The 19,819-nt window shown below is 68.5% G+C and carries 14 protein-coding genes and 3 tRNA genes; 15 read left to right on the top strand and 2 right to left on the bottom strand.

The genetic code is table 11. The annotated features are described in order from the left end of the window. The first annotated feature begins 395 nt into the window (after positions 1-395). From LCM15_RS00190 to LCM15_RS00180, 3 genes are all read left to right on the top strand, one after another. Entirely contained in the window at positions 396-1,088 is a 693-nt protein-coding gene (locus LCM15_RS00190; protein ID WP_224852222.1) for a metal-dependent hydrolase, read from the top strand. A 79-nt stretch (positions 1,089-1,167) separates the two neighbouring features. Further along, complete coding sequence (locus LCM15_RS00185) at positions 1,168-2,178, top strand: hypothetical protein (RefSeq protein ID WP_224852221.1); 1,011 nt, start codon at positions 1,168-1,170, stop codon at positions 2,176-2,178. Positions 2,179-2,555: 377 nt separating this feature from the next. Beyond that, positions 2,556-3,833: an O-acetylhomoserine aminocarboxypropyltransferase/cysteine synthase family protein gene (locus LCM15_RS00180; protein ID WP_224852220.1), complete on the top strand. Its 1,278-nt coding sequence runs from the start codon at positions 2,556-2,558 to the stop codon at positions 3,831-3,833. A gap of 52 nt (positions 3,834-3,885) precedes the next feature. Here LCM15_RS00180 and LCM15_RS00175 read toward each other — a convergent pair whose 3' ends face one another. Continuing rightward, positions 3,886-4,581: an SIMPL domain-containing protein gene (locus LCM15_RS00175; RefSeq protein WP_224852219.1), complete on the bottom strand. Its 696-nt coding sequence runs from the start codon at positions 4,579-4,581 to the stop codon at positions 3,886-3,888. 167 nt (positions 4,582-4,748) lie between these two features. Here LCM15_RS00175 and LCM15_RS00170 point away from each other — a divergent pair, with 167 nt between their 5' ends. Then, positions 4,749-7,424: a hypothetical protein gene (locus LCM15_RS00170; RefSeq protein ID WP_224852218.1), complete on the top strand. Its 2,676-nt coding sequence runs from the start codon at positions 4,749-4,751 to the stop codon at positions 7,422-7,424. Positions 7,425-7,489: 65 nt separating this feature from the next. Here the strand turns inward: LCM15_RS00170 and LCM15_RS00165 are convergent, their stop codons facing one another. Then, positions 7,490-9,940, bottom strand: coding sequence for an ATP-dependent helicase (locus LCM15_RS00165; protein ID WP_224852217.1), 2,451 nt, complete (start codon positions 9,938-9,940; stop codon positions 7,490-7,492). 351 nt (positions 9,941-10,291) lie between these two features. On the opposite strand from LCM15_RS00165, the gene LCM15_RS00160 reads away from it, so the two are divergent. The 11 genes from LCM15_RS00160 (at position 10,292) to LCM15_RS00110 (ending at position 19,739) form a co-directional block, all read left to right on the top strand. Then, positions 10,292-13,735 (top strand): pyruvate carboxylase, encoded by a 3,444-nt coding sequence (locus LCM15_RS00160; RefSeq protein ID WP_224852216.1) that lies wholly within the window; start codon positions 10,292-10,294, stop codon positions 13,733-13,735. A gap of 259 nt (positions 13,736-13,994) precedes the next feature. Beyond that, entirely contained in the window at positions 13,995-14,396 is a 402-nt protein-coding gene (locus LCM15_RS00155; protein ID WP_224852215.1) for a rhodanese-like domain-containing protein, read from the top strand. 396 nt (positions 14,397-14,792) lie between these two features. After that, positions 14,793-14,867: transfer RNA gene (locus LCM15_RS00150), tRNA-Gly, on the top strand. Between the two features lie 46 nt (positions 14,868-14,913). Further along, positions 14,914-14,988, top strand: a tRNA-Gly gene (locus LCM15_RS00145). A gap of 34 nt (positions 14,989-15,022) precedes the next feature. Next, positions 15,023-15,097: transfer RNA gene (locus LCM15_RS00140), tRNA-Gly, on the top strand. A 399-nt stretch (positions 15,098-15,496) separates the two neighbouring features. Then, the gene (gene argC / locus LCM15_RS00135; protein ID WP_224852214.1) at positions 15,497-16,471 is read left to right on the top strand and encodes an N-acetyl-gamma-glutamyl-phosphate reductase; all 975 of its coding nucleotides are present in this window, start codon (positions 15,497-15,499) and stop codon (positions 16,469-16,471) included. Between the two features lie 252 nt (positions 16,472-16,723). Then, positions 16,724-17,167, top strand: a complete 444-nt coding sequence (locus LCM15_RS00130; RefSeq protein ID WP_412103270.1) for a hypothetical protein — start codon at positions 16,724-16,726, stop codon at positions 17,165-17,167. Next, complete coding sequence (locus LCM15_RS00125) at positions 17,164-17,832, top strand: MotA/TolQ/ExbB proton channel family protein (protein ID WP_224852212.1); 669 nt, start codon at positions 17,164-17,166, stop codon at positions 17,830-17,832. Before LCM15_RS00130 ends, LCM15_RS00125 begins: the two co-directional genes overlap by 4 nt. After that, positions 17,825-18,214 carry an ExbD/TolR family protein gene (locus LCM15_RS00120; RefSeq protein ID WP_224852211.1) on the top strand — a complete coding sequence of 130 codons (390 nt, stop codon included), beginning with the start codon at positions 17,825-17,827 and terminating at the stop codon, positions 18,212-18,214. Before LCM15_RS00125 ends, LCM15_RS00120 begins: the two co-directional genes overlap by 8 nt. Further along, positions 18,214-18,603, top strand: coding sequence for an ExbD/TolR family protein (locus LCM15_RS00115; RefSeq protein WP_224852210.1), 390 nt, complete (start codon positions 18,214-18,216; stop codon positions 18,601-18,603). Before LCM15_RS00120 ends, LCM15_RS00115 begins: the two co-directional genes overlap by 1 nt. Next, positions 18,600-19,739 carry an energy transducer TonB gene (locus LCM15_RS00110; protein ID WP_224852209.1) on the top strand — a complete coding sequence of 380 codons (1,140 nt, stop codon included), beginning with the start codon at positions 18,600-18,602 and terminating at the stop codon, positions 19,737-19,739. Before LCM15_RS00115 ends, LCM15_RS00110 begins: the two co-directional genes overlap by 4 nt. The last annotated feature ends 80 nt before the right edge of the window (positions 19,740-19,819 follow it).

The following is a 19,819-nucleotide window of genomic DNA, read 5'->3' as shown; positions in this document are numbered from 1 at the left end:
TCCCCTGTCTGCAAATGTCCGCAAAACTTTCGCCCGCTTTACCGCCGCAGCCGCGCCGCCGCAAGCGCCCGCGCCGGATGCCGGGCCGATGGGGCGTCAAAACGCGCGCGAAAGGCCGGCCATAACGCCCGGCCGCAGGGGACGGCCTGCCTCCGGCGGGAGTATTTCTGACGAAGAGAAGCAGGGGCGCGGCGCTCATGGCTTCTTTGGTTCAAAAATACCTCGGGGGTGAATTGGCGCACAGCGCCAAGAGGGGGCAGAGCCCCCTCCTTCTTATTGAGAGGCGCACCTCCTGGGCTTTCTCAAGGGCGCACCTTTGGTGCGACTCCACCCCCTTTACCGCGTCCCGCCGCGCGCTAGGCTACGGGCAGACGCATTCAAACGAGGATGGATCCATGAAACTCATTTGGCTTGGACATGGCGGCTTCCGCATCGAGATCGAGGATCAGGTGCTGCTGATCGACCCTTGGGTCAACGGCAACCCGATGATGCCCGACGACCGCATCGACGAGGCGCTGGACGGCGTCACGCAGATCCTGATGACCCACGGCCATTTCGACCACACCGATGACTGCGTGCAGATCTCGAAGGACCGGTCGCTGCCGGTCTCGGGGATGTTCGAGCTGATCAACCTTCTCGAGAGCCGGGGCGCGGTGGCGGGACAGGCCTTCAACAAGGGCGGCACCGTGGAATTCGGCAAGGTCTCGGTGAGCATGGTGCCGGCCTCGCACAGCTCCTCGATGGTGGTCGATGGCACCGCGCGCTACACCGGCATGGAGACCGGCTTCATCATCCGCGGCGAGGGCCGGACGATCTACTTCTCGGGCGACACCACGATTATGGCCGACATGAGCTGGATCGGCGCCTACTACAAACCCGACATTGGCATCCTCAGCGCCGGCGGCTACTACACCATGGACATGGAGATGGCGGCCTGGGCGGCGAAGACCTATTTCGATTTCAAGACCGTGATCCCGATGCACTACCGCACCTTCCCGGCGCTCGCGCAATCGGCCGAGGCGCTGGCAGCGGATCTGCCCGGCGTGCAGGTGATCGAGCCGCAAGTGCTCGAGGCGATCGACCTCTGAGGCCGCACGCCCCGGGTTTCCGGCGCGCCCCGCCCTGCCTATAGTGCGGCAAGGACAGGCGGGGCGCGCGCGGGACCATATGGCTGACAAGGATACGAGCGAGGAAACGGGCCCGGTCAACGTGGTGATCGTGGGTCAGTCCGGGCGGCTGCAATACGAGGCGTTGCTCTTCGCGATTTCTCTGGCGCTGACCACGCCTGCCCGCCACGCCAAGCTCTACGTGGCGGAGCCACAGCCCGGCGCGCTCTGGCCGCGCGATCCCCGCATCGACGACCGGGACCTGCGCGCCCTGCTCGCGGCGCAGGGGGCCGAGATCCTGCCCTTCGAAAGCCGGCATTTCGGCGCGGCCTACCCCTATGGCAACAAGATCGAAGCACTGCTTGCGCTGCCGCCGGGCGAACCCTTCGTCTTCTTCGATACCGACACCCTGATCCTCGACGATCTGGGCCGCGTGCCGTTCGATTTCGCGCGCCCGACCGCCTCGCTCCGGCGCGAGGGCACCTGGCCGCAGATCGAACTCTACGGCCCCGGCTATACCGAGACCTGGCGGGCGCTCTACGACCGCTTCGGCCTCGATTTCGAGAGTTCCCTCGATCCGCGTTGGCCCGACGAGTACTGGCAGCGCTACCTCTACTTCAATGCGGGGTTCTTCTTCGGCCCCTGCCCGCGCCGCTTCGGACAGCGCTTTCTCGACTATGCGCTCGCGATCCGCGACGACCCGCCGCCCGAGCTGGTCTGCCAGAACCTCGATCCATGGCTCGACCAGGTTGTCCTGCCGCTGGTGATCCACGCCTTCGGCGGTGGGCGCGACACGCTGCCCGACGGCCTCATCGACGGCACCGTGAGCTGCCATTACCGGACCCTGCCGCTGCTCTATGCGCGAGAGAGCGACGCGGTGGTGGACTGGCTCGAGGAAATCACCGCGCCGAACCGGATCAAGAAGGTGCTGAAACAGTACGAGCCGATCAAGCGCATGGTCTACCAAGGGCGCGGACGCAAGGCGAGGGCGCTGTTCGACCGCAACAACCTGCCCCGGCGCGAGCAGGGATTTCGCAACCGGCTCAAGCGCGAAGGCTTCTGGATGCGCTGAGGACGCTCGCGGTGTCAGGATTGCGCCATGCCGTATGGTGTGTTTCGCGCCAGATGCCCGGTCCGAAAGGCGGCGCGCCGTCCCCTGTCCCAGCGGAGGAGCGCCAACAAAACGGAGAAGGAAGGGGCTCTGCCCCCTCTTGGCGCTTTGCGCCAATTCACCCCGAGGTATTTTTGAACCAAAGAAGACGAAGGCGCTGCGCCCCCTGCTTCTCTTCGTCAAGAATACTCCCGCCGGAGGCAGGCTGGTCTGTCACGCCCGTGCGGCGCGTCAGAAAAGCGCGCGATGCCGGCCCCGGGAGAAACCGGATCCCGGATATTGTGGGGCGCAGCGCAATGGCCTAGGCCTATGGGCGAGGCATCACCAGGGAGGATTTCATGACACACGGCTTCGACACGCTGCAGGTGCACGCGGGCGCCCGGCCCGACCCGGCCACCGGCGCGCGGCAGACACCGATCTACCAGACCACCGCCTACGTGTTCCGCGACGCCGATCACGCCGCCGCGCTCTTCAACCTTCAGGAGGTGGGATATATCTATTCCCGCCTGACCAACCCGACGGTGGCGGCGCTGCAGGAGCGGGTCGCGACGCTCGAGGGCGGCGCGGGCGCGGTGTGCTGCTCGTCGGGCCACGCAGCGCAGATCATGGCACTGTTCCCGCTGATGGGTCCGGGGCTCAACATCGTCGCCTCCACGCGCGCCTATGGCGGCACGATCACCCAGTTCAGCCAGACCATCAAGCGCTTCGGCTGGTCGTGCAAATTCGTCGATTTCGACGATCTCGGCGCCGTCGAGGCCGCGATCGACGACAACACCCGCGCGGTGTTCTGCGAGACCATCGCCAACCCCGGCGGCTACATCACCGATCTCGACGCCATCGCAGCGATCGCGGACAAGGCAGGGCTGCCGCTGATCGTCGACAACACCTCGGCCACGCCTTACCTTTGCCGGCCGATCGAGCACGGCGCCACGCTGGTGGTGCATTCGCTGACCAAGTACATGACCGGCAATGGCACGGTGACCGGCGGCGCGGTGGTCGACTCCGGCACGTTCGACTGGTCCGCCTCGGGCAAGTTCCCCTCGCTGTCGGACCCGGAGCCCGCCTATCACGGGCTCAAGTTCCACGAGACCTTCGGCTCGCTCGCCTTCACCTTCCACTCCATCGCGATCGGCCTGCGCGATCTTGGCATGACGATGAACCCGCAGGGCGCACATTACACGCTGATGGGGATCGAGACGCTGAGCCTGCGGATGCGCAGACACGTGGAAAACGCCGAGCGCGTGGCGGCGTGGCTGGAGCAGCATCCGGCAATCGAGCAGGTGACCTATGCCGGCCTGCCCTCCTCGCCCTACCACGACCGTGTCGCCAAGATCTGCCCCGAAGGGGCCGGCGGGCTTTTCACCGTGGCGCTCAAGGGCGGCTACGAGAGCTGCACGAAGTTCGTCGATGCGCTGCAGATCTTCAGCCACGTCGCCAATCTCGGAGATGCGCGCAGCCTGGTGATCCACTCTGCCTCGACCACCCATCGCCAGCTCAGCGAGGAGCAGCAGATCGCCGCCGGGGCAGCGCCGAACGTGGTGCGGATCTCGATTGGCATCGAGGATCCGGAGGACCTGATCGCCGACCTCGAGCAGGCGCTGGCGCAGGCCGGCTGAGCCAAGCCTCATGGGGGGCGCGCCGCGGCGCGTCCCCCGTTTCACACGGGCCTTATTCGGCCAGTTCAAACACCATCGTGACGCGGGCATTGATGGTCGATTCGCCCGCGGCGACCGGCGCTGCGGACATCCGCGCCTCCATCATCGGCATCGGAGAGGGCGCATAGCCGCCGCCACCGTTCTCGGAGATCGACACGACCGGGCCGAGCGTCACGCCCGCCGCCTCGGCCAGCACCTTGGCGCGCGCCATCGCGTCCTCCACCGCATCGCGGCGGGCCTCCTCGGTCACCGGGTCCGGATCCTGCAGGCCGAAGCTCAGCCCCGACAGGCGGTTGGCGCCATCCTCGGTCACCGCGCCCAGCACTTCGCCAAGCTGGTCGAGGTCGCGCACCCGCACGGTGAGCCGGTTCGACGCCTCGTAGCCGGTGATTTCCGGCGCATCGTCCGAGTTGGTAGGATTGTTCCAGATCGGCTGCAGGCCGACATCCGAAGTCTGCCGGTCGCGCGCCTCGATGCCCATGGAATCGAGCCGGGCGAGAATCGCCTCGGCGACCTTCGAGGCCTCGTCCATCGCGGTGCCCGCGTCGGCGTTCTGGGCGCTCACGCCGAGGCTGACCGTGGCCATGTCGGGCACGGCGACGGCTTCCCCCTCGCCGGTGACGGTGAGCTTTGGCGCGCTGTCCTGTGCAAAGGCGCCACCGGCCGACATCAGGATGGTGCAGGCGGTGATCAAGGCGAGACGACGCATGAGATTCTCCTTGGGAGTGGTAAAGATATCGTCAACATCGGGCTTCGGACCGCCTCTCGCAAGGCTTTGCGCTGCAAGCTTTCTTCCGCTCGGCGGAAGGCTGCTGTAGTCTGCCTCGCAAGGGCTGGAGACTCCCACAGACAGCCGAGCAGTGATAGAGACCGGACATGGTACCGAATTTCGCGCTTTCCCTGTCCTTTGACGGCATCGCCCTGCTTCGGCGGGCGGTCACCGGCTGGATGCAGATCGACCGTGTGGCGTTTGACGATGCCGCGCTGGACCAGTCGCTGGCGGCGCTGCGCAGCCGCGCCACCGCCCTGTCCGCCGACGGCGCGCAGGTCCTTCTGGTGCTGCCCAGCGAACAGATCCGCTTTCTCGACATCGCGGATCCCGGCCCGGACGACGCCGCCCGTGAGGCCGCCGTCCGCGCGGCGCTCGACGGCGCGACGCCCTACGCGGTCGACGAGCTGCGATATGACTGGGCGCTGAGGGGCGACCGGCTCTGCGCCGCGGCGGTGGCGCTGGAAACCCTTGCCGAGGCCGAGAGCTTCGTGCAGGCGCACGGGTTCACGGCAATGGCCTTCACCACGGTTCCGCCGCAGGGCGCGTTCGAGGGCACGGTGTGGTTCGGGACCGCGCCGGGCTGGAGCGGTGCGACGCCAGAGCGCCTGCGCACCCCGATCGAGATCGTCGACGCCGTGCCCGATGTCCCGTGGGGTGCCGCAGCGCGGCGCACGCCGGACGTGCCGCCGGCGCCGGTGGCACCTGACACCGCCGAGGTCGACAAGACCGCGCCCGAAAGCGCCCCGGCGCCGGATCTGCCGGCTGCGGACAGCGCAGTTGCAACGCCTGAGCCGGGTGCGGACAACGCCGACGCCCGGACGCCATCGCCAGACACCGCCCCCGCCGCGCCCAAGCGTCCGGTCAGCGCTGAGGATGGCACGTCCGGCCCGGAGGACGCGGCGCCCAGCGAGGCCGAGGTGCCGCCCCTGCCCGCCAAGCGCACCGTCCTGCCCGCCCCGTCCGCCGACAGTGAACCGCCCGCCACCCCGAGCTTTTCGAGCATCCGCGCGAGCCGCACGGCGCCCACGTCCGCAAGCGCGCCCTCTCTGAGCGCCACGCCGGCGGCCACGGCCTCGGGCAGCGCGCCGTCGGTCTTGGCCGCGGCCCCGACCCCGAACAAGTCGCCGCGCGCGATCTCCGTCACGCCGGAAGCCACGCGAAAGACGCCGGAACAGGCCCCCGACAAAGCGCCGGAAAAGGGCCTGAAGGCGGACATTCCGGCGACGGCCGAAGGGGCCGCCAAGCCCGCGCGCGACCCGCTTCAGGTCGCCGCCATGCGGCGCGACCGCGGCGAAGATCCCGGCCCTGCCAAGGCGCAGGCCGCAGCGGCGTCGACGGTCATCGACCCGGAGGAAGAGCGCCGCCGGATGACGGTCTTCGGCGCCCGGCAACAGCCGATCGGTGGCAAACCCCGCTACCTTGGCCTCATGCTGACCGCAGCGCTGCTGCTGTTCATGGCCGCCGTTGCCGCCTGGGCCACGGTGTTCCTCGACGAGGGCATCTCGGGCCTGTTCCAGACCAACGACGAGCCCACCGCGATCGCGGCAAACACTTCGGACGAGGCCGACAGCGCGCCGGCAGACGCAGAGCCCGAGGCGCTGCTCGAAACAGCGGCCCTGAGCGCCGACCCTGTGCCGGACGCCCGCGAGGAAACCGACCCCGAGGCGGTGGCCCCGTCTGACACGCCCGCGCCCGCCGCAGAGGCGATCTCCTCCGATGAGGCGGCGGCGAGCTACGCCGCGACCGGCATCTGGCAGCGCGCGCCGACCGCCCCACGCCAGCCCGGCGGCGACACGGTCGATGCGGTCTACCTGTCCTCCGTCGACCCGGAGGTCGGTCAGTTCGACGCCATCGCGCTGCCCCCGGCGCCCGGGCTCAACGACGATATCGCGCTCGAGCCGGTGCGGTTGCCGCCGGGCCCCGACACACGCTTTGACCTCGATCCGCTCGGGCTTGTCCGGGCCACGCCGGAAGGCGCGATCTCGCCCGACGGGCATCGGGTCTTCACCGGCCCGCCGCCGCAACGCCCGCCGCAGCGCACAGTTGAAGAGCCCGCCCCCGAAGCCAGCGATGCCGGCGAAGGCGACGCCAGCGAAGCCGAGGCAGACGACAGCCCCACCGAGGCTGCCCTGCGCGCCGTGCGGCCGCTGGATCGCCCCGAGGACCTGATCGAGCAGACCGAACGCGCGAGCCTCGGAGGCATTTCGCGCTCCGAGCTGAGTGACATGCGCCCGGTGCGCCGCCCCGAGAGCGTCAGCGCCCGGGCCGAGGAGGCCGACCCGGAGGCTGCAGACGACGCGACGGACACCGCCGTCGCACCGGTGCCCGAAGGCATCGCGACTGCGGTGGAAGAGGCGCTCGAAGAGCCCGAGGTGCCCAGCGGCACCGAACAGGCGGTGGCCAGCTCGCTCGAGCCGCAGACCCGGCCCGGCAACATGTCGAGCCTCGTGCAGCAAGCGGCGCGCCGCGCGCCCCAGCCCGCGCAGACCGCCAGCGCCGCGCCGGTGCGGACGCAGCCCGCCCCGCGGGTGCCGCAGAACGCCAACGTGGCGCGCGAGGCCACCACGGCGAACCAGATCAACCTGCGCGACGTGAACCTGATCGGTGTCTTCGGCAGCGCCTCGAACCGGCGCGCGCTGGTGCGGCTGTCGAACGGACGGCTGCAGAACGTCAAGGTCGGCGACCGGCTCGATGGCGGCCGGGTCGCCGCGATCGGCGACAGCGAGCTGCGTGTCGCCAAGAGCGGACGCAATATCGTGCTGAGAATGCCGGGCGGTTGACGCCGCCCGATCTGGAATAGACCTTTCAGATCAGAGCTCTGGACGGCGACGTTACGACCGCACCTCTAGAACGGCACGTCGTTCTCGGCGTGCACGAAGCGCGCCACGACCTTTTTCGTCCCGGCCTTTTCAAAGGCGATCTCGAGCTTGTCGCCCTCGATGCCGACCACTTCGCCATAGCCGAACTTCTGGTGGAACACCCGTTGCCCGGTCTCGAAGGCCGAGACCGCCTGCAGGTCGATCACCGTGTTGCGGCTCTCGCGCGGCTGACTGACCGGGCGCTGCCCCGAGCGCTCCTGCAGCCGCTTCCAGCCCGGCGAATTGTAGACGTTGGCATCGGCGGCGCGGTTCTCGAGCCCCGACCCCGCGCCATAGGGCGCCGCGGCTCCGAAGCCGCCGCCATAGAGACCCGGCGGGGTCAGCACCTCGACATGCTGCTCGGGCAGCTCGTCGATGAATCGCGACGGCAGTGCGCTCTGCCACTGGCCAAAGACCCGGCGGTTGCCGGCAAAGGAGATGGTGCAGAGTTCCTCGGCGCGGGTGATGCCGACATAGGCCAGACGGCGCTCTTCCTCGAGGCCCTTCTGGCCGCTCTCGTCCATGGAGCGCTGCGACGGGAACAGCCCGTCCTCCCAGCCCGGCAGGAACACCGCCGGGAACTCCAGCCCCTTGGCCGCGTGCAGGGTCATGATCGAGACCTTGGCGCCGCTCTCCTCGGTCTCGTTGTCCATGATCAGCGCCACGTGCTCGAGAAAGCCCTGCAGGTTCTCGAACTGCTCGAGCGCCTTGACCAGTTCCTTGAGGTTCTCGAGCCGGCCCGGCGCCTCCGGCGTCTTGTCGTTCTGCCACATGGCGGTGTAGCCGCTCTCGTCGAGGATCATCTCGGCGAGTTCCATGTGGGTCATGCGCGGCGCGGCGCGCCGGGTCTCGCCCACGGGAAGCGGCTCCTCGTCGTCGATCACCGCGTCCGCCGGCCCGTCATCGGGCACCTCTCCGCCACGCAGCACCGGGCCGAGCATCGCCTCGCGCCAACGCGCGAGGTTCTCGCAGAGCTGGCGCAGGTGGCCGCCGCCCTTGCCCTTGATCCGGCCCTCGTCGACCGCGATGCGCGCCCCGTCGAGCAGCGACACGCCAAACTCGCGCGCGGTGTGCTGGATCAGTTGCTGCGCCTTGTCGCCAAGGCCGCGCTTGGGGGTGTTGACGATGCGCTCGAAGGCGAGGTCATCGTCGGGCGAGACCACGAGGCGGAAATAGGCCATGGCATCGCGGATCTCCATGCGCTCGTAGAAGCGCGGCCCGCCGATCACCCGGTACGGAAGACCGATGGTCAGGAAGCGGTCTTCGAAGGCGCGCATCTGGTGCGAGGCGCGCACCAGAATCGCCATGTCGTCGAGCGACTTGGGGTCGAGACCGCGGGTGCCCTTTTGCAGCGATTCGATCTCCTCGCCGATCCAGCGGGCCTCTTCCTCGCCGTCCCAGTGGCCGATCAGGCGGACCTTCTCGCCGCCCTTGGCCGCGGTCCAGAGCTCCTTGCCGAGGCGCCCCTCGTTGCCCCGGATCACCCCGCCGGCGGCGGCGAGGATATGCTCGGTCGAGCGGTAGTTCTGCTCGAGCCGCACCACGTGGGCGCCGGGAAAATCCTTCTCGAACCGCAGGATGTTGCCGACCTCGGCACCGCGCCAGCCATAGATCGACTGGTCGTCGTCGCCGACGCAGCAGATGTTCTTGTGCCCGCCCGCCAGCAGCCGCAGCCAGAGATACTGCGCCACGTTGGTGTCCTGATACTCGTCCACGAGGATGTAGCGGAACCAGCGCTGGTACTGCTCGAGAATGTCGGGATGGGCCTGAAAAATCGTGACCATATGCAGCAGCAGGTCGCCGAAATCGCAGGCGTTCAGCTCGCGCAGGCGGGTCTGGTACTGCTCGTAAAGCTCGGTGCCGAGGTGGTTGAAGGCCGAGGCCTCCGACGCGGGCACCTTCGAGGGCGTCCAGGCGCGGTTCTTCCAGTGGTCGATCAGCCCCGACAGCTGCCGCGCCGGCCAGCGCTTCTCGTCGATGTTGTTGACCGCGAGCAGCTGCTTGAGCAGGCGGATCTGGTCATCGGTGTCGAGGATGGTGAAGTTCGACTTGAGGCCCGCAAGCTCGGCATGGCGGCGCAGCAGCTTGACGCAGATGGCGTGAAAGGTGCCGAGCCACGGCATCCCCTCGATCTGCTGGCCCAGCAGCCGCCCCACCCGGGTCTTCATCTCACGCGCGGCCTTGTTGGTGAAGGTCACCGACAGGATCTCGTTCGGACGGGCCTTGCCGCTCACCAGCAGGTGCACGATCCGCGAGGTCAGCGCCTTGGTCTTGCCGGTGCCGGCCCCGGCCAGCATCAGTACCGGCCCGTCGAGCCGTTCGACCGCCTCGCGCTGCGCCGGGTTCAGATCGTCGAGATAGGGCGCCGGGCGCGCGGCCATGGCGCGCGCGGACAGCGAAGCGCCTTCGAAGGCGTCCATGTCATCGAAACTGCTCATGCCGCCAATCTAGCGGTTGCGGGACCGGATGGAAAGACGGCGTTCGCGCAATGTTCTCGGCAATCTTCGACACGAGACCACATTGCGCAGGGCACCGGCCCCGACGCGCGGCACATCTGCTCCGCGCCCGCCCCGGCCACGCGGTCGGGGCGCCCCGGAGCGGCGCAAGAATTTCCGAAACCGCCAGGCCGGTTCTGCCGGAAATCGCCGCCATTCGGTCTCAGAAGAACGATCTTTGCAAAGACATGTAAGATACATGTCAAATTTGCAAAGCCACCTTGCGCTGCATCGCGGCATCGCGTTCTATCTCGCCGACGGTCTGGAGCGAGACCCAAAGGAGGAAGTCAAAGTATGTCCGAATTTCAAAAGATCCTGATCGCGAATCGCGGCGAGATCGCCATCCGCATCATGCGGGCGGCCAACGAGATGGGTAAGAAGACGGTTGCCGTCTATGCCGAAGAGGACAAGCTCGGACTTCACCGCTTCAAGGCCGACGAGGCCTATCGCATCGGCGAGGGGCTCGGCCCGGTCGCGGCCTATCTCAGCATCCCCGAGATCATCCGCGTCGCCAAGGAATGCGGCGCCGACGCGATCCACCCGGGCTACGGTCTGCTGTCCGAGAACCCGGAATTCGTCGATGCCTGCGTCGAGGCCGGCATCACCTTCATCGGCCCGAGGGCCGAGACCATGCGCGCGCTTGGCGACAAGGCCAGCGCCCGCAAAGTAGCCGTCGAGGCCGGCGTGCCGGTGATCCCCGCCACCGAGGTGCTGGGCGACGATTTCAAGGCCATCGCCAAGGAGGCCGAGGAGATCGGCTATCCGCTGATGCTCAAGGCGAGCTGGGGCGGCGGCGGGCGCGGGATGCGCCCGATCGAGAGCGGCAAGGAGCTGAAGGAAAAGGTGCTCGAGGGCCGTCGCGAGGCCGAGGCCGCCTTCGGCAATGGCGAGGGCTATCTCGAGAAGATGATCACCCGCGCCCGTCACGTCGAGGTGCAGATCCTCGGCGACAAGCAGGGCAACATCTACCACCTCTACGAGCGCGACTGCTCGGTGCAGCGCCGCAATCAGAAGGTCGTCGAGCGCGCTCCTGCCCCCTATCTCTCGGAGGCGCAGCGCGAGGAAATCTGCGAGCTGGGCCGCAAGATCTGCGCCCATGTGAACTATGAATGCGCCGGCACAGTCGAGTTCCTGATGGATATGGACACCGGCAAGTTCTATTTCATCGAGGTCAACCCGCGCGTGCAGGTCGAGCACACGGTCACCGAAGAGGTCACCGGCATCGACATCGTGCAGGCGCAGATCATGATCGCCGAGGGCAAGAGCCTGTCCGAGGCCACCGGCAAGGCCTCGCAATACGACGTGCGCCTCACCGGCCATGCGCTGCAGACCCGGATCACCACCGAGGATCCGACCAACAACTTCATCCCCGATTACGGCCGCATCTCGGCCTACCGTTCGGCCACCGGCATGGGCATCCGCCTCGACGGCGGCACCGCCTATGCGGGCGGCGTCATCACCCGCTTCTACGACTCGCTGCTGGTGAAGGTGACGGCCAAGGCGCCGACGCCGGAAAAGGCGATCAGCCGCATGGACCGCGCGCTGCGCGAGTTCCGCATCCGCGGCGTGAGCACCAATATCGACTTCGTCATCAACCTGCTCAAGCACCCGACCTTCCTCAACAACCAGTACACGACGAAGTTCATCGACACGACGCCCGAGCTCTTTGACTTCAAGAAGCGCCGCGACCGCGGCACCAAGGTGCTGACCTACATCGCCGACATCACGGTGAACGGGCATCCCGAGGTGCAGGGCCGCGCCCGCCCCGCCGCCGATCTCAAGCCCGCCCGCCCGCCGGAGCGCCGCGTCGAGACGCCGCCGTCGGGCACCCGCACCCTGCTCGAGGAAAAGGGCGCGCAGGCGGTGGCCGACTGGATGGCGGCGCAGAAGCAGCTGCTGATCACCGACACCACCATGCGCGACGGCCACCAGTCGCTGCTGGCGACGCGGATGCGCTCGATCGACATGATAAAGGTGGCGCCGGCCTATGCCGCCAACATGTCGGGGCTGTTCTCGGTCGAGTGCTGGGGCGGCGCGACCTTCGACGTGGCCTACCGCTTCCTGCAGGAATGCCCGTGGCAGCGCCTGCGCGACATCCGCGCCAAGATGCCCAACATCATGACGCAGATGCTGCTGCGCGCCTCCAACGGCGTGGGCTACACCAACTATCCCGACAACGTGGTGCAGAGCTTCGTGGCGCAGGCCGCCGAGAGCGGCGTCGACGTGTTCCGGGTGTTCGACAGCCTGAACTGGGTCGAGAACATGCGCGTGGCGATGGACGCGGTGATCGACAGCGGCAAGATCTGCGAGGGCACGATCTGCTACACCGGCGACATCCTCGATCCCGACCGCGCCAAGTACGACCTCAAGTACTATGTCGAGATGGGCAAATCCCTCCGCGACGCCGGCGCGCACGTGCTGGGGCTGAAGGACATGGCCGGGCTGCTCAAGCCCTCCGCCGCCGGCCCGCTGGTGAAGGCACTGAAGGAAGAGGTCGGCCTGCCGATCCACTTCCACACGCACGACACCTCGGGCGCCGGCATCGCCACCATCCTCGAGGCCGCCCGGGCCGGCGTCGACGCGGTCGATGCGGCGATGGACGCGCTCTCGGGCAACACCTCGCAGCCGACGCTGGGGTCCGTGGTCGAGGCGCTGCGCCACACCGAGCGCGACACCGGGCTCGAGATCGACGCGATCCGCGAGATCTCGAACTACTGGGAAGCGGTGCGCGGCCAGTACACCGCGTTCGAGAGCGGGCTGCAGGCCCCGGCCTCCGAGGTCTACCTGCACGAGATGCCGGGCGGGCAGTTCACCAACCTCAAGGCGCAGGCGCGCTCACTCGGGCTCGAGGATCGCTGGCACGAGGTCGCCAAGACCTATGCCGACGTGAACATGATGTTCGGCGATATCGTCAAGGTGACGCCCTCCTCCAAGGTGGTGGGCGACATGGCGCTGATGATGGTCAGCCAGGGGCTGACCCGGTCCCAGGTCGAGGACCCCAAGAGCGACGTGAGCTTCCCCGACTCGGTGGTCGACATGATGCGCGGCAATCTCGGCCAGCCGCCGGGCGGCTTCCCCAAGGGCATCGTCAAGAAGGTGCTGAAGAACGAGAAGCCCAACACAGAGCGCCCGGGCAAGCACCTTGCGCCGGCGGATTTCGACGCCCTGCGCAAGCAGCTTCAGGACAGCTTCCCCGATGTCGAGTTCGACGACGAGGATTTCAACGGCTACCTGATGTATCCCAAGGTCTTCACCGACTACGTGGCGCGGCACGAGGAATACGGCCCCGTGCGGGTGCTGCCGACGATGACCTATTTCTACGGCATGGAGCCCGAGGAGCAGATCACCGCCGAGATCGATCCCGGCAAGACGCTCGAGATCCGGCTGATCACCGTGGGCGAGACCCAGGACGATGGCGAGGTGCGGGTGTTCTTCGAACTCAACGGCCAGCCGCGCACGGTGCGGGTGCCCGACCGCAAGGCCAAGGCCAGCTCGGCCGCGCGGCCCAAGGCCGAGGTCGGCAACCTCAACCATATCGGTGCGCCGATGCCCGGCGTGGTGGCCTCGGTCTCGGTGCAGGCGGGTACGCAGGTCAAGGAGGGCGACCTGCTGCTGACCATCGAGGCGATGAAGATGGAGACCGGCCTGCACGCCGAGCGCGACGCGACGGTCAAGGCGGTGCACGTACAGCCCGGCGGCCAGATCGATGCCAAGGACCTGCTGATTGAGCTCGAGTGATTAGGTCCGGGCGGGGGTCTGCGCCCCTGCCCGGTCTTTGCTTGCAGGGTGAGGGTGTGTGGGGGGTGTGCCTCCTGTCGCACCTGGAGGTGCGCTCTGTAGAAGCGAAGCGTGGGGGCGCAGCCTCTCGCACCGGAGGAGCGCCTTTTTAGAGATAAGAGAGGGGGGCTCTGCCCCCTCTTGGCGCTGTGCGCCAATTCACCCCCGAGGTATTTTTGAACCAAAGAAGCTGGGGGGGGAGCACTTGGGAGGAGAGGGTATGGCTTTGAAGGTGAGCGCGGCGGCGCTGGTGGCGGAGGCGCGGGCGCGCATTCCGGAAGTTGAGACCGCCGACGCGATTTCGGATCTGGGCGCGGAGGATCTCGTGATCGTCGACATCCGCGACGTGCGCGAGCGGCAGCGCAGCGGGTTCATCCCCGGCTCGGTGCACGCGCCGCGCGGGATGTTGGAATTCTGGGTCGATCCCGAAAGCCCCTACCACCGCGAGGTCTTCGCCCAGCCCGGCAAACGCTACCTGTTCCATTGCGCCAGCGGCTGGCGCTCGGCGCTGGCGGTGGCGATGCTGCAGGACATGGGCTTCGACGCGGCCCACCTGCGCGACGGCTTCACCGACTGGGTCGAACAGGGCGGGCCGGTCGAGCATTCGGCGCCGAAGGACTGAGCTGAGAGGTCAGCGGCCCCGTGCATCGAGCGGTTCTCGTCGCTGTTGGCGTCCACACGGCGCAGGCCCGTTGGTGTCGGCGATGCAGCGGACAATCCGGGCGCGAGGCTGAGTCGTGCGTGCAAGGCGCGCGAGACGTCCCCCATCGGCAGGTCTGAGGCGATGAGCTTCGCGCGAGGGGCGCCGGAGAGATGGATCAGGCCGCAATGCACGCCCGGAGATGGCGAAAAACTCTGTGCTGCTGCCGGGCGCGAAACGACGTCGCGCCGGAGCTTCGGCGCCATAGCGCCTGAAACGCCCGCCCCGCGGGGCCCCTGGCAGGTTTCGGTGAGAAAGATGAGTTTTTCTCTTGCAGACCGGCGCGGGAGACTCTAAATCGCCTCCACCACCAAGGGGGCGGGCGTAGCTCAGGGGTAGAGCATTACCTTGCCAAGGTAAGGGTCGGGCGTTCGAATCGCCTCGCCCGCTCCAGATGGTGGTTTACCCGGCCGGGGTCACCCGGCAAACGGTCTGATATGCGGGCGTAGCTCAGGGGTAGAGCATTACCTTGCCAAGGTAAGGGTCGGGCGTTCGAATCGCCTCGCCCGCTCCAGACCGACCCAAGGCGGAGAGATCCGCCGCGCCGAGCGGGCGTAGCTCAGGGGTAGAGCATTACCTTGCCAAGGTAAGGGTCGGGCGTTCGAATCGCCTCGCCCGCTCCAACTTTCCTCGCGACAGACTTCAGAACGGACTGCGACGGGAACCGTGACGCAAGGGGCTGCCTCCGGGCGGCCCGTCGTCGTTTCGCGTGACCACCCGCCCTGCCCGCCCCATATCGCGCAAAACCGCTCCCCCGCGTGCATCGAAGCGCTTGACCCGGGCCCGCTCCGGCGACATGTCTTCTGACGATGTTCAGGACCGCGCACCAGTTCGACCGACGCCGACGCAGCACCCCCATGCTGCGGCCGCTCAGGCTGCGCGTCGATCCGTGCCCCCCACGAGAGCTAGCCCGCGCGCGCCGCAGGCGCTCCTGAGCAAGGCACCGCAGACCCGCGTTCCTGATCCCCCGCAGCCCCCGGCTTCGGGGGCTTTTGTTTTTCCCAAACCGAAAGGACATCACCATGAGCATTCGCGTCGGCATCGTCGGCATCAGCGGGTTTGGCGGCGGCGAAGCGCTGCGCCTGATCGCGGGCCACCCTTCCTTCGACCTGGTCTACGCCGCCGGCGAGAGCAGCGCCGGCAGCCGTCTCGTCGACCGCTTCCCCGGCGTGCCGCAGAGCCTCGCCGGGCTGGAGATCGAAAGATGGGATCCCGAGGCCCTGCCCGATCTCGACCTGCTGTTCGCCTCGCTGCCCACCGGCGCCTCGGCCGAGGCGCTGGCGCGCGTACCGGAGAGCGTGAAGATCGTCGATATCGGCGGCGATCACCGCGACGCCGAGGGCTGGACGTACGGGCTGGCGGATGTCTGGCCAGAGCAGATCCGCGGTGAGAGCCGCATCGCCAATCCCGGCTGCTTTCCGGTCGCGACGCTGACCGCGCTGGCGCCGCTGCTGGCGGGTGGGCTGATCGCGCCTAGCAACATCGTGGTCGACGCCAAGACCGGGATTTCCGGCGCCGGGCGTGGCGGCGACAGCCGGTTCGGCTATGCCGAGAGCAACGAGAACCTGCAGCCCTACGGCCTGCTTGAGCACGTGCACATGCCCGAGATGGCCCGCACGATCGCGCGGCTCGGCGGCGCGCCCGCCGAGGGGCTGGTCTTCACCCCGCATCTCGTACCGATGACCCGCGGCCTGCTGGTCACCATCTATGCGCGCGGCAGCGCCAGCACCGAACAGTGCCTCGAGGCGGCGCGCCGCTATTATGCCGAGCGCCCCTTCGTGCGGGTGACCGAGCGGCCGCCGCAGACCAAGTGGGCGAGCGGCTCGAACCTCGCCTTCGTCAGCTACGCCGCCGATCCCGAGCGCAACCTCGTGATCGCGATGGGGGTGGTCGACAATCTCGGCAAGGGGGCGGCGGGACATGCGGTGCAGAACGCCAACCTGATCTGCGGGCTGCCCGAAACCGCCGGGCTGGAGGGCGCACCAGTCTGGCCCTGACGCAGGAAAGGGCCGCCCACCCCGCGCCGGGCGGCCCCATACACCGCGTTCTTTCGTTTTCCACATGAGAAATCCCCCGTCCCCAGCGGCTTGCGCGACGCGCTCACAAGAAAAACGCCGACGAGGAATAGTTGATAAAGTTTATAAGGTATTGTCTTCCACCCGGCTTTGTGGTGACTCTCGCCCGCAAATGGCGGCAAGCTCGTGCCCGATCCGGCACTGCCAGCCGGATTCTGCATATCCTGTTTGTCGATGGAGTCGCCGGTGCCTTCAGCCCTATCCCGCTTCGCCTCTGCCGTGCCGCTTGTCGCGGCGCTGGTCCTTGCCCCCCCGCTCGCGGCGCAGGAGGCCGCGATCTCGGTCGAGCTCAACGCCCAGGAGCAGGTCGAGGCCGGCTGCAAGCTGAGCTTCCTCGCCCGCAACGGCCTCGACGGCGACATCGCCAAGGCGGTCTACGAGACCGTGCTGTTCGACAACGCGGGACAGGTCGAGCGCCTGACCCTGTTCGATTTCGGCACCCTGCCCGCCGGCAAGCCGCGGCTGCGCCAGTTCGTGGTGCCGGGCCTGCAATGCGAGGCGCTGGGGCAGATCCTGATCAACGGCGCCAGCACCTGCGAGGCCGGTGAGCTTGGCGCCGCGGCCTGCCTTCAAGGCCTGAGCCTCAGCAGCCGCACCGACGTGGAGATGATGGGATGATCGATCAAGTGTCTTCCGACCTGCGCGGCCTGCTGCTCGAGCTTTACGAGCTTGGCGGCCCCGTCGTCCTGATCCTCGTGGCGGTGTCGATCGTCACGCTCGCCGTGGTGTTCTACAAGCTCTGGCAGTTCCGCGCCGCCGGCGTCGGGCGCCACAAGGCGCTGCGCCATGCGGTCGAAGCATGGGATGGCGGCGACGAGGCCCGCGCCCGCAGCGAACTGGCCCGTTCCAAGAGCTACCTCAAGCCGGTGGTCGAACTGGCGATGACCGGGCGCTGCGACACCGCACGCCTCGACGCCGAGGCCGAGACCCGCTTCGCCAAGCTCGAGCGCGGCTTCCGCTTCCTCGATTCCGTGGCGCAGCTGTCGCCGCTGATGGGCCTGTTCGGCACCGTGCTCGGCATGATCTCGGCTTTTCAGGCGCTGCAGGACGCGGGCTCGCAGGTCGACCCCTCGATCCTCGCAGGCGGCATCTGGGTGGCGCTTCTGACCACCGCCGTCGGTCTTGCCGTGGCGATGCCCACCTCCGTCGTCCTGAGCTGGCTCGAGACCCGCATGGAGGCCGAGCGCGTGCTCGCCGAGAAGGCGCTGCGCAGCATCCAGTCGCCCTCGAACCTCGGCGAACGGCGCGTTCCCGCCCCGGAGCGGTCGCTGGCCCATGCGTAAGGCCCGGCGCAGGCGGAGGCTGTCGATGACGTCGCTGATCGATGTCATCTTCCTGCTGCTGCTGTTCTTCATGCTGACCTCGACCTTTACCCGCTTCTCCGAGGTCGAGCTTACCGCCGCCGGCTCGGGCACGCCGCCGCAGGCCCCTACGGAGGCCCCGCTGTTTCTGCGGCTCGGCGCCGAGACCGCGCAGCTCAACAATGTCGAGCTGCCGCTCGACGGGCTGGCCGAGGCGCTGTCCGAGGCGCGTGGCGAGGGCGAGACGCCGCGCCAGCTGCTGGTGGCGATGCGCCCCGATGTCAGCGCCCAGCGACTGACCGACCTGCTCGTGGTGCTGCGCGGCGTGACCGGCATTTCACCGACCATTCTGGGAGCCTCGTGATGCGCGCCCGACGTCCCAAATCCGAGCGCGAGCCGACCATCGCGCTGATCAACATCGTCTTCCTGATGCTGATCTTCTTCCTTGTCGCCGGCACGCTGGCGCAGCCGCTCGACCCGGCACTCAAGCTGGTCAGCACCGCCGATCTCGACGGCAGCGCACCGCCGCCCGAGGCGCTGGTGGTGCACCCCGATGGCCGGCTGAGCCAGGGCGGCAGCGACGTGGCCGATGCCGGGAGCTTCCTCGCCACGCTGGACGAGGCGGCGCTCGAGACCGTGCGCCTCGTGCCCGACCGCGACCTGCCCGCCGCCGAGCTGGTGGCGCTGGCGCGCGAGCTGCGCGCCGGGGGGGCGCAGCGGGTGCTGATCGTCAGCGAAAGGGGGCTGGAATGATCGCCCATTCTCGCACTGCGAAACTCGTCGCGATCCTGCTGGCCGGCAGTGCCCACGGCGCGCTGGCGCTGGCGCTCCTGCCGGACGATCCGCCCACCCTCATCGAAGGCAGCGGCGGCGCCGCCGAGGCGCGGATCGGGTCTTCCTTTCAGGACATGGCCGCCGGCACGCTGAGCCCGACGCCGTCGGAGGACATCGTCAAGGCGGAACCGGTCGATGAGGCTCCCCAGCCCGATACGGCGCATGAAACCGCGCCAGTGGCCGAGGCGGAACCGATCGCCCCGGAACAGGCCCGACCGGCGCCGCCGCCCGAGCCGGTCACCGAGACCGCCGAGGCCGTGCCTGTCGAGCCGGACGCGCCCGCGCCCGTGGCGCCTTTTACCGCCGCCCCCTCGCCCGACGTGGTGGCCGCCCTCGCGCCGCCCGAGCCGGACGCGGCAGAACGGCCCGAAGAGCTCGAGCCGGAGGCGATCCAGCCTCAGCCCGACGCGACCGAGACGGCAGAGCCCGAAACCGCCGAAGCGGTGACGCCGGAGGCGCCCGAGCCCACCCAGCCCGAGGAGACCACCGAGGCGCTGGCCCCCGAAGAGGAGCCCGAGGTCGAACCGGAAGACGCGACCGAGGAAGCCCCCGAGACCGCGCTGGCCAGCTCGCTGCGCCCGATGGAACGGCCCGACACGCTGCGCCGCCCCGAGCCGGAGCCGCAACCGGCGCCGCGCCGGGAGACCCGCCCCGAGCCGACCGAGACCCGGCAGACGCAGCGCGCGCCGCAGGGCAACTCCGACCGCAACGCCCGCGCCGGTCAGGCGCAGGGCAGCGAGACCGCAACGGCCACCCGCAGCGGCAGTGGCGGGCGCTCGCAGGAGGCCGGCAATGCCGCCGCAAGCAACTATCCCGGTCAGGTCATGCGCAAGCTCAGCCGCGTGCCGCGTCCGCGCATGAACGCCCGCGGCGCCGCCGTGGTGGCCTTCAGCATCACCGGCAGCGGCGGGCTTTCGGGGGTGTCCCTGGCGCGCAGTTCCGGCTCGGCCGCGCTCGACCGCGCGGCCCTTCAGGTGGTCCAGCGCGCCGCGCCCTTCCCGGCCCCGCCGGCCGGTGCGCAGCGCAGCTTCTCGATCCAGATCAAGGCGCGCTGACCGGTTTGCGCACCCTCCCGGCAGAAACAGAAACGCCCCCCGGATTGCTTCGGGGGGCGTCTCTCTCCGGGCGCCGCGAG

The organism is Salipiger bermudensis, assembly GCF_020171625.1.
GTDB lineage: Bacteria > Pseudomonadota > Alphaproteobacteria > Rhodobacterales > Rhodobacteraceae > Salipiger > Salipiger bermudensis_B.
Note: the sequence above shows the minus strand (reverse complement) of the source record. Positions and strands in the feature narration are given on the sequence as shown.

Excerpts from the sequence above, each read along its gene's own strand:
- LCM15_RS00190 (WP_224852222.1), top strand. The coding sequence starts at position 396 with ATGAAACTCATTTGGCTTGGACATGGCGGCTTCCGCATCGAGATCGAG.
- LCM15_RS00185 (WP_224852221.1), top strand. The coding sequence starts at position 1,168 with ATGGCTGACAAGGATACGAGCGAGGAAACGGGCCCGGTCAACGTGGTG.
- LCM15_RS00180 (WP_224852220.1), top strand. The coding sequence starts at position 2,556 with ATGACACACGGCTTCGACACGCTGCAGGTGCACGCGGGCGCCCGGCCC.
- LCM15_RS00175 (WP_224852219.1), bottom strand. The coding sequence starts at position 4,581 with ATGCGTCGTCTCGCCTTGATCACCGCCTGCACCATCCTGATGTCGGCC.
- LCM15_RS00170 (WP_224852218.1), top strand. The coding sequence starts at position 4,749 with ATGGTACCGAATTTCGCGCTTTCCCTGTCCTTTGACGGCATCGCCCTG.
- LCM15_RS00165 (WP_224852217.1), bottom strand. The coding sequence starts at position 9,940 with ATGAGCAGTTTCGATGACATGGACGCCTTCGAAGGCGCTTCGCTGTCC.
- LCM15_RS00160 (WP_224852216.1), top strand. The coding sequence starts at position 10,292 with ATGTCCGAATTTCAAAAGATCCTGATCGCGAATCGCGGCGAGATCGCC.
- LCM15_RS00155 (WP_224852215.1), top strand. The coding sequence starts at position 13,995 with ATGGCTTTGAAGGTGAGCGCGGCGGCGCTGGTGGCGGAGGCGCGGGCG.
- argC (WP_224852214.1), top strand. The coding sequence starts at position 15,497 with ATGAGCATTCGCGTCGGCATCGTCGGCATCAGCGGGTTTGGCGGCGGC.
- LCM15_RS00130 (WP_412103270.1), top strand. The coding sequence starts at position 16,724 with ATGGAGTCGCCGGTGCCTTCAGCCCTATCCCGCTTCGCCTCTGCCGTG.
- LCM15_RS00125 (WP_224852212.1), top strand. The coding sequence starts at position 17,164 with ATGATCGATCAAGTGTCTTCCGACCTGCGCGGCCTGCTGCTCGAGCTT.
- LCM15_RS00120 (WP_224852211.1), top strand. The coding sequence starts at position 17,825 with ATGCGTAAGGCCCGGCGCAGGCGGAGGCTGTCGATGACGTCGCTGATC.
- LCM15_RS00115 (WP_224852210.1), top strand. The coding sequence starts at position 18,214 with ATGCGCGCCCGACGTCCCAAATCCGAGCGCGAGCCGACCATCGCGCTG.
- LCM15_RS00110 (WP_224852209.1), top strand. The coding sequence starts at position 18,600 with ATGATCGCCCATTCTCGCACTGCGAAACTCGTCGCGATCCTGCTGGCC.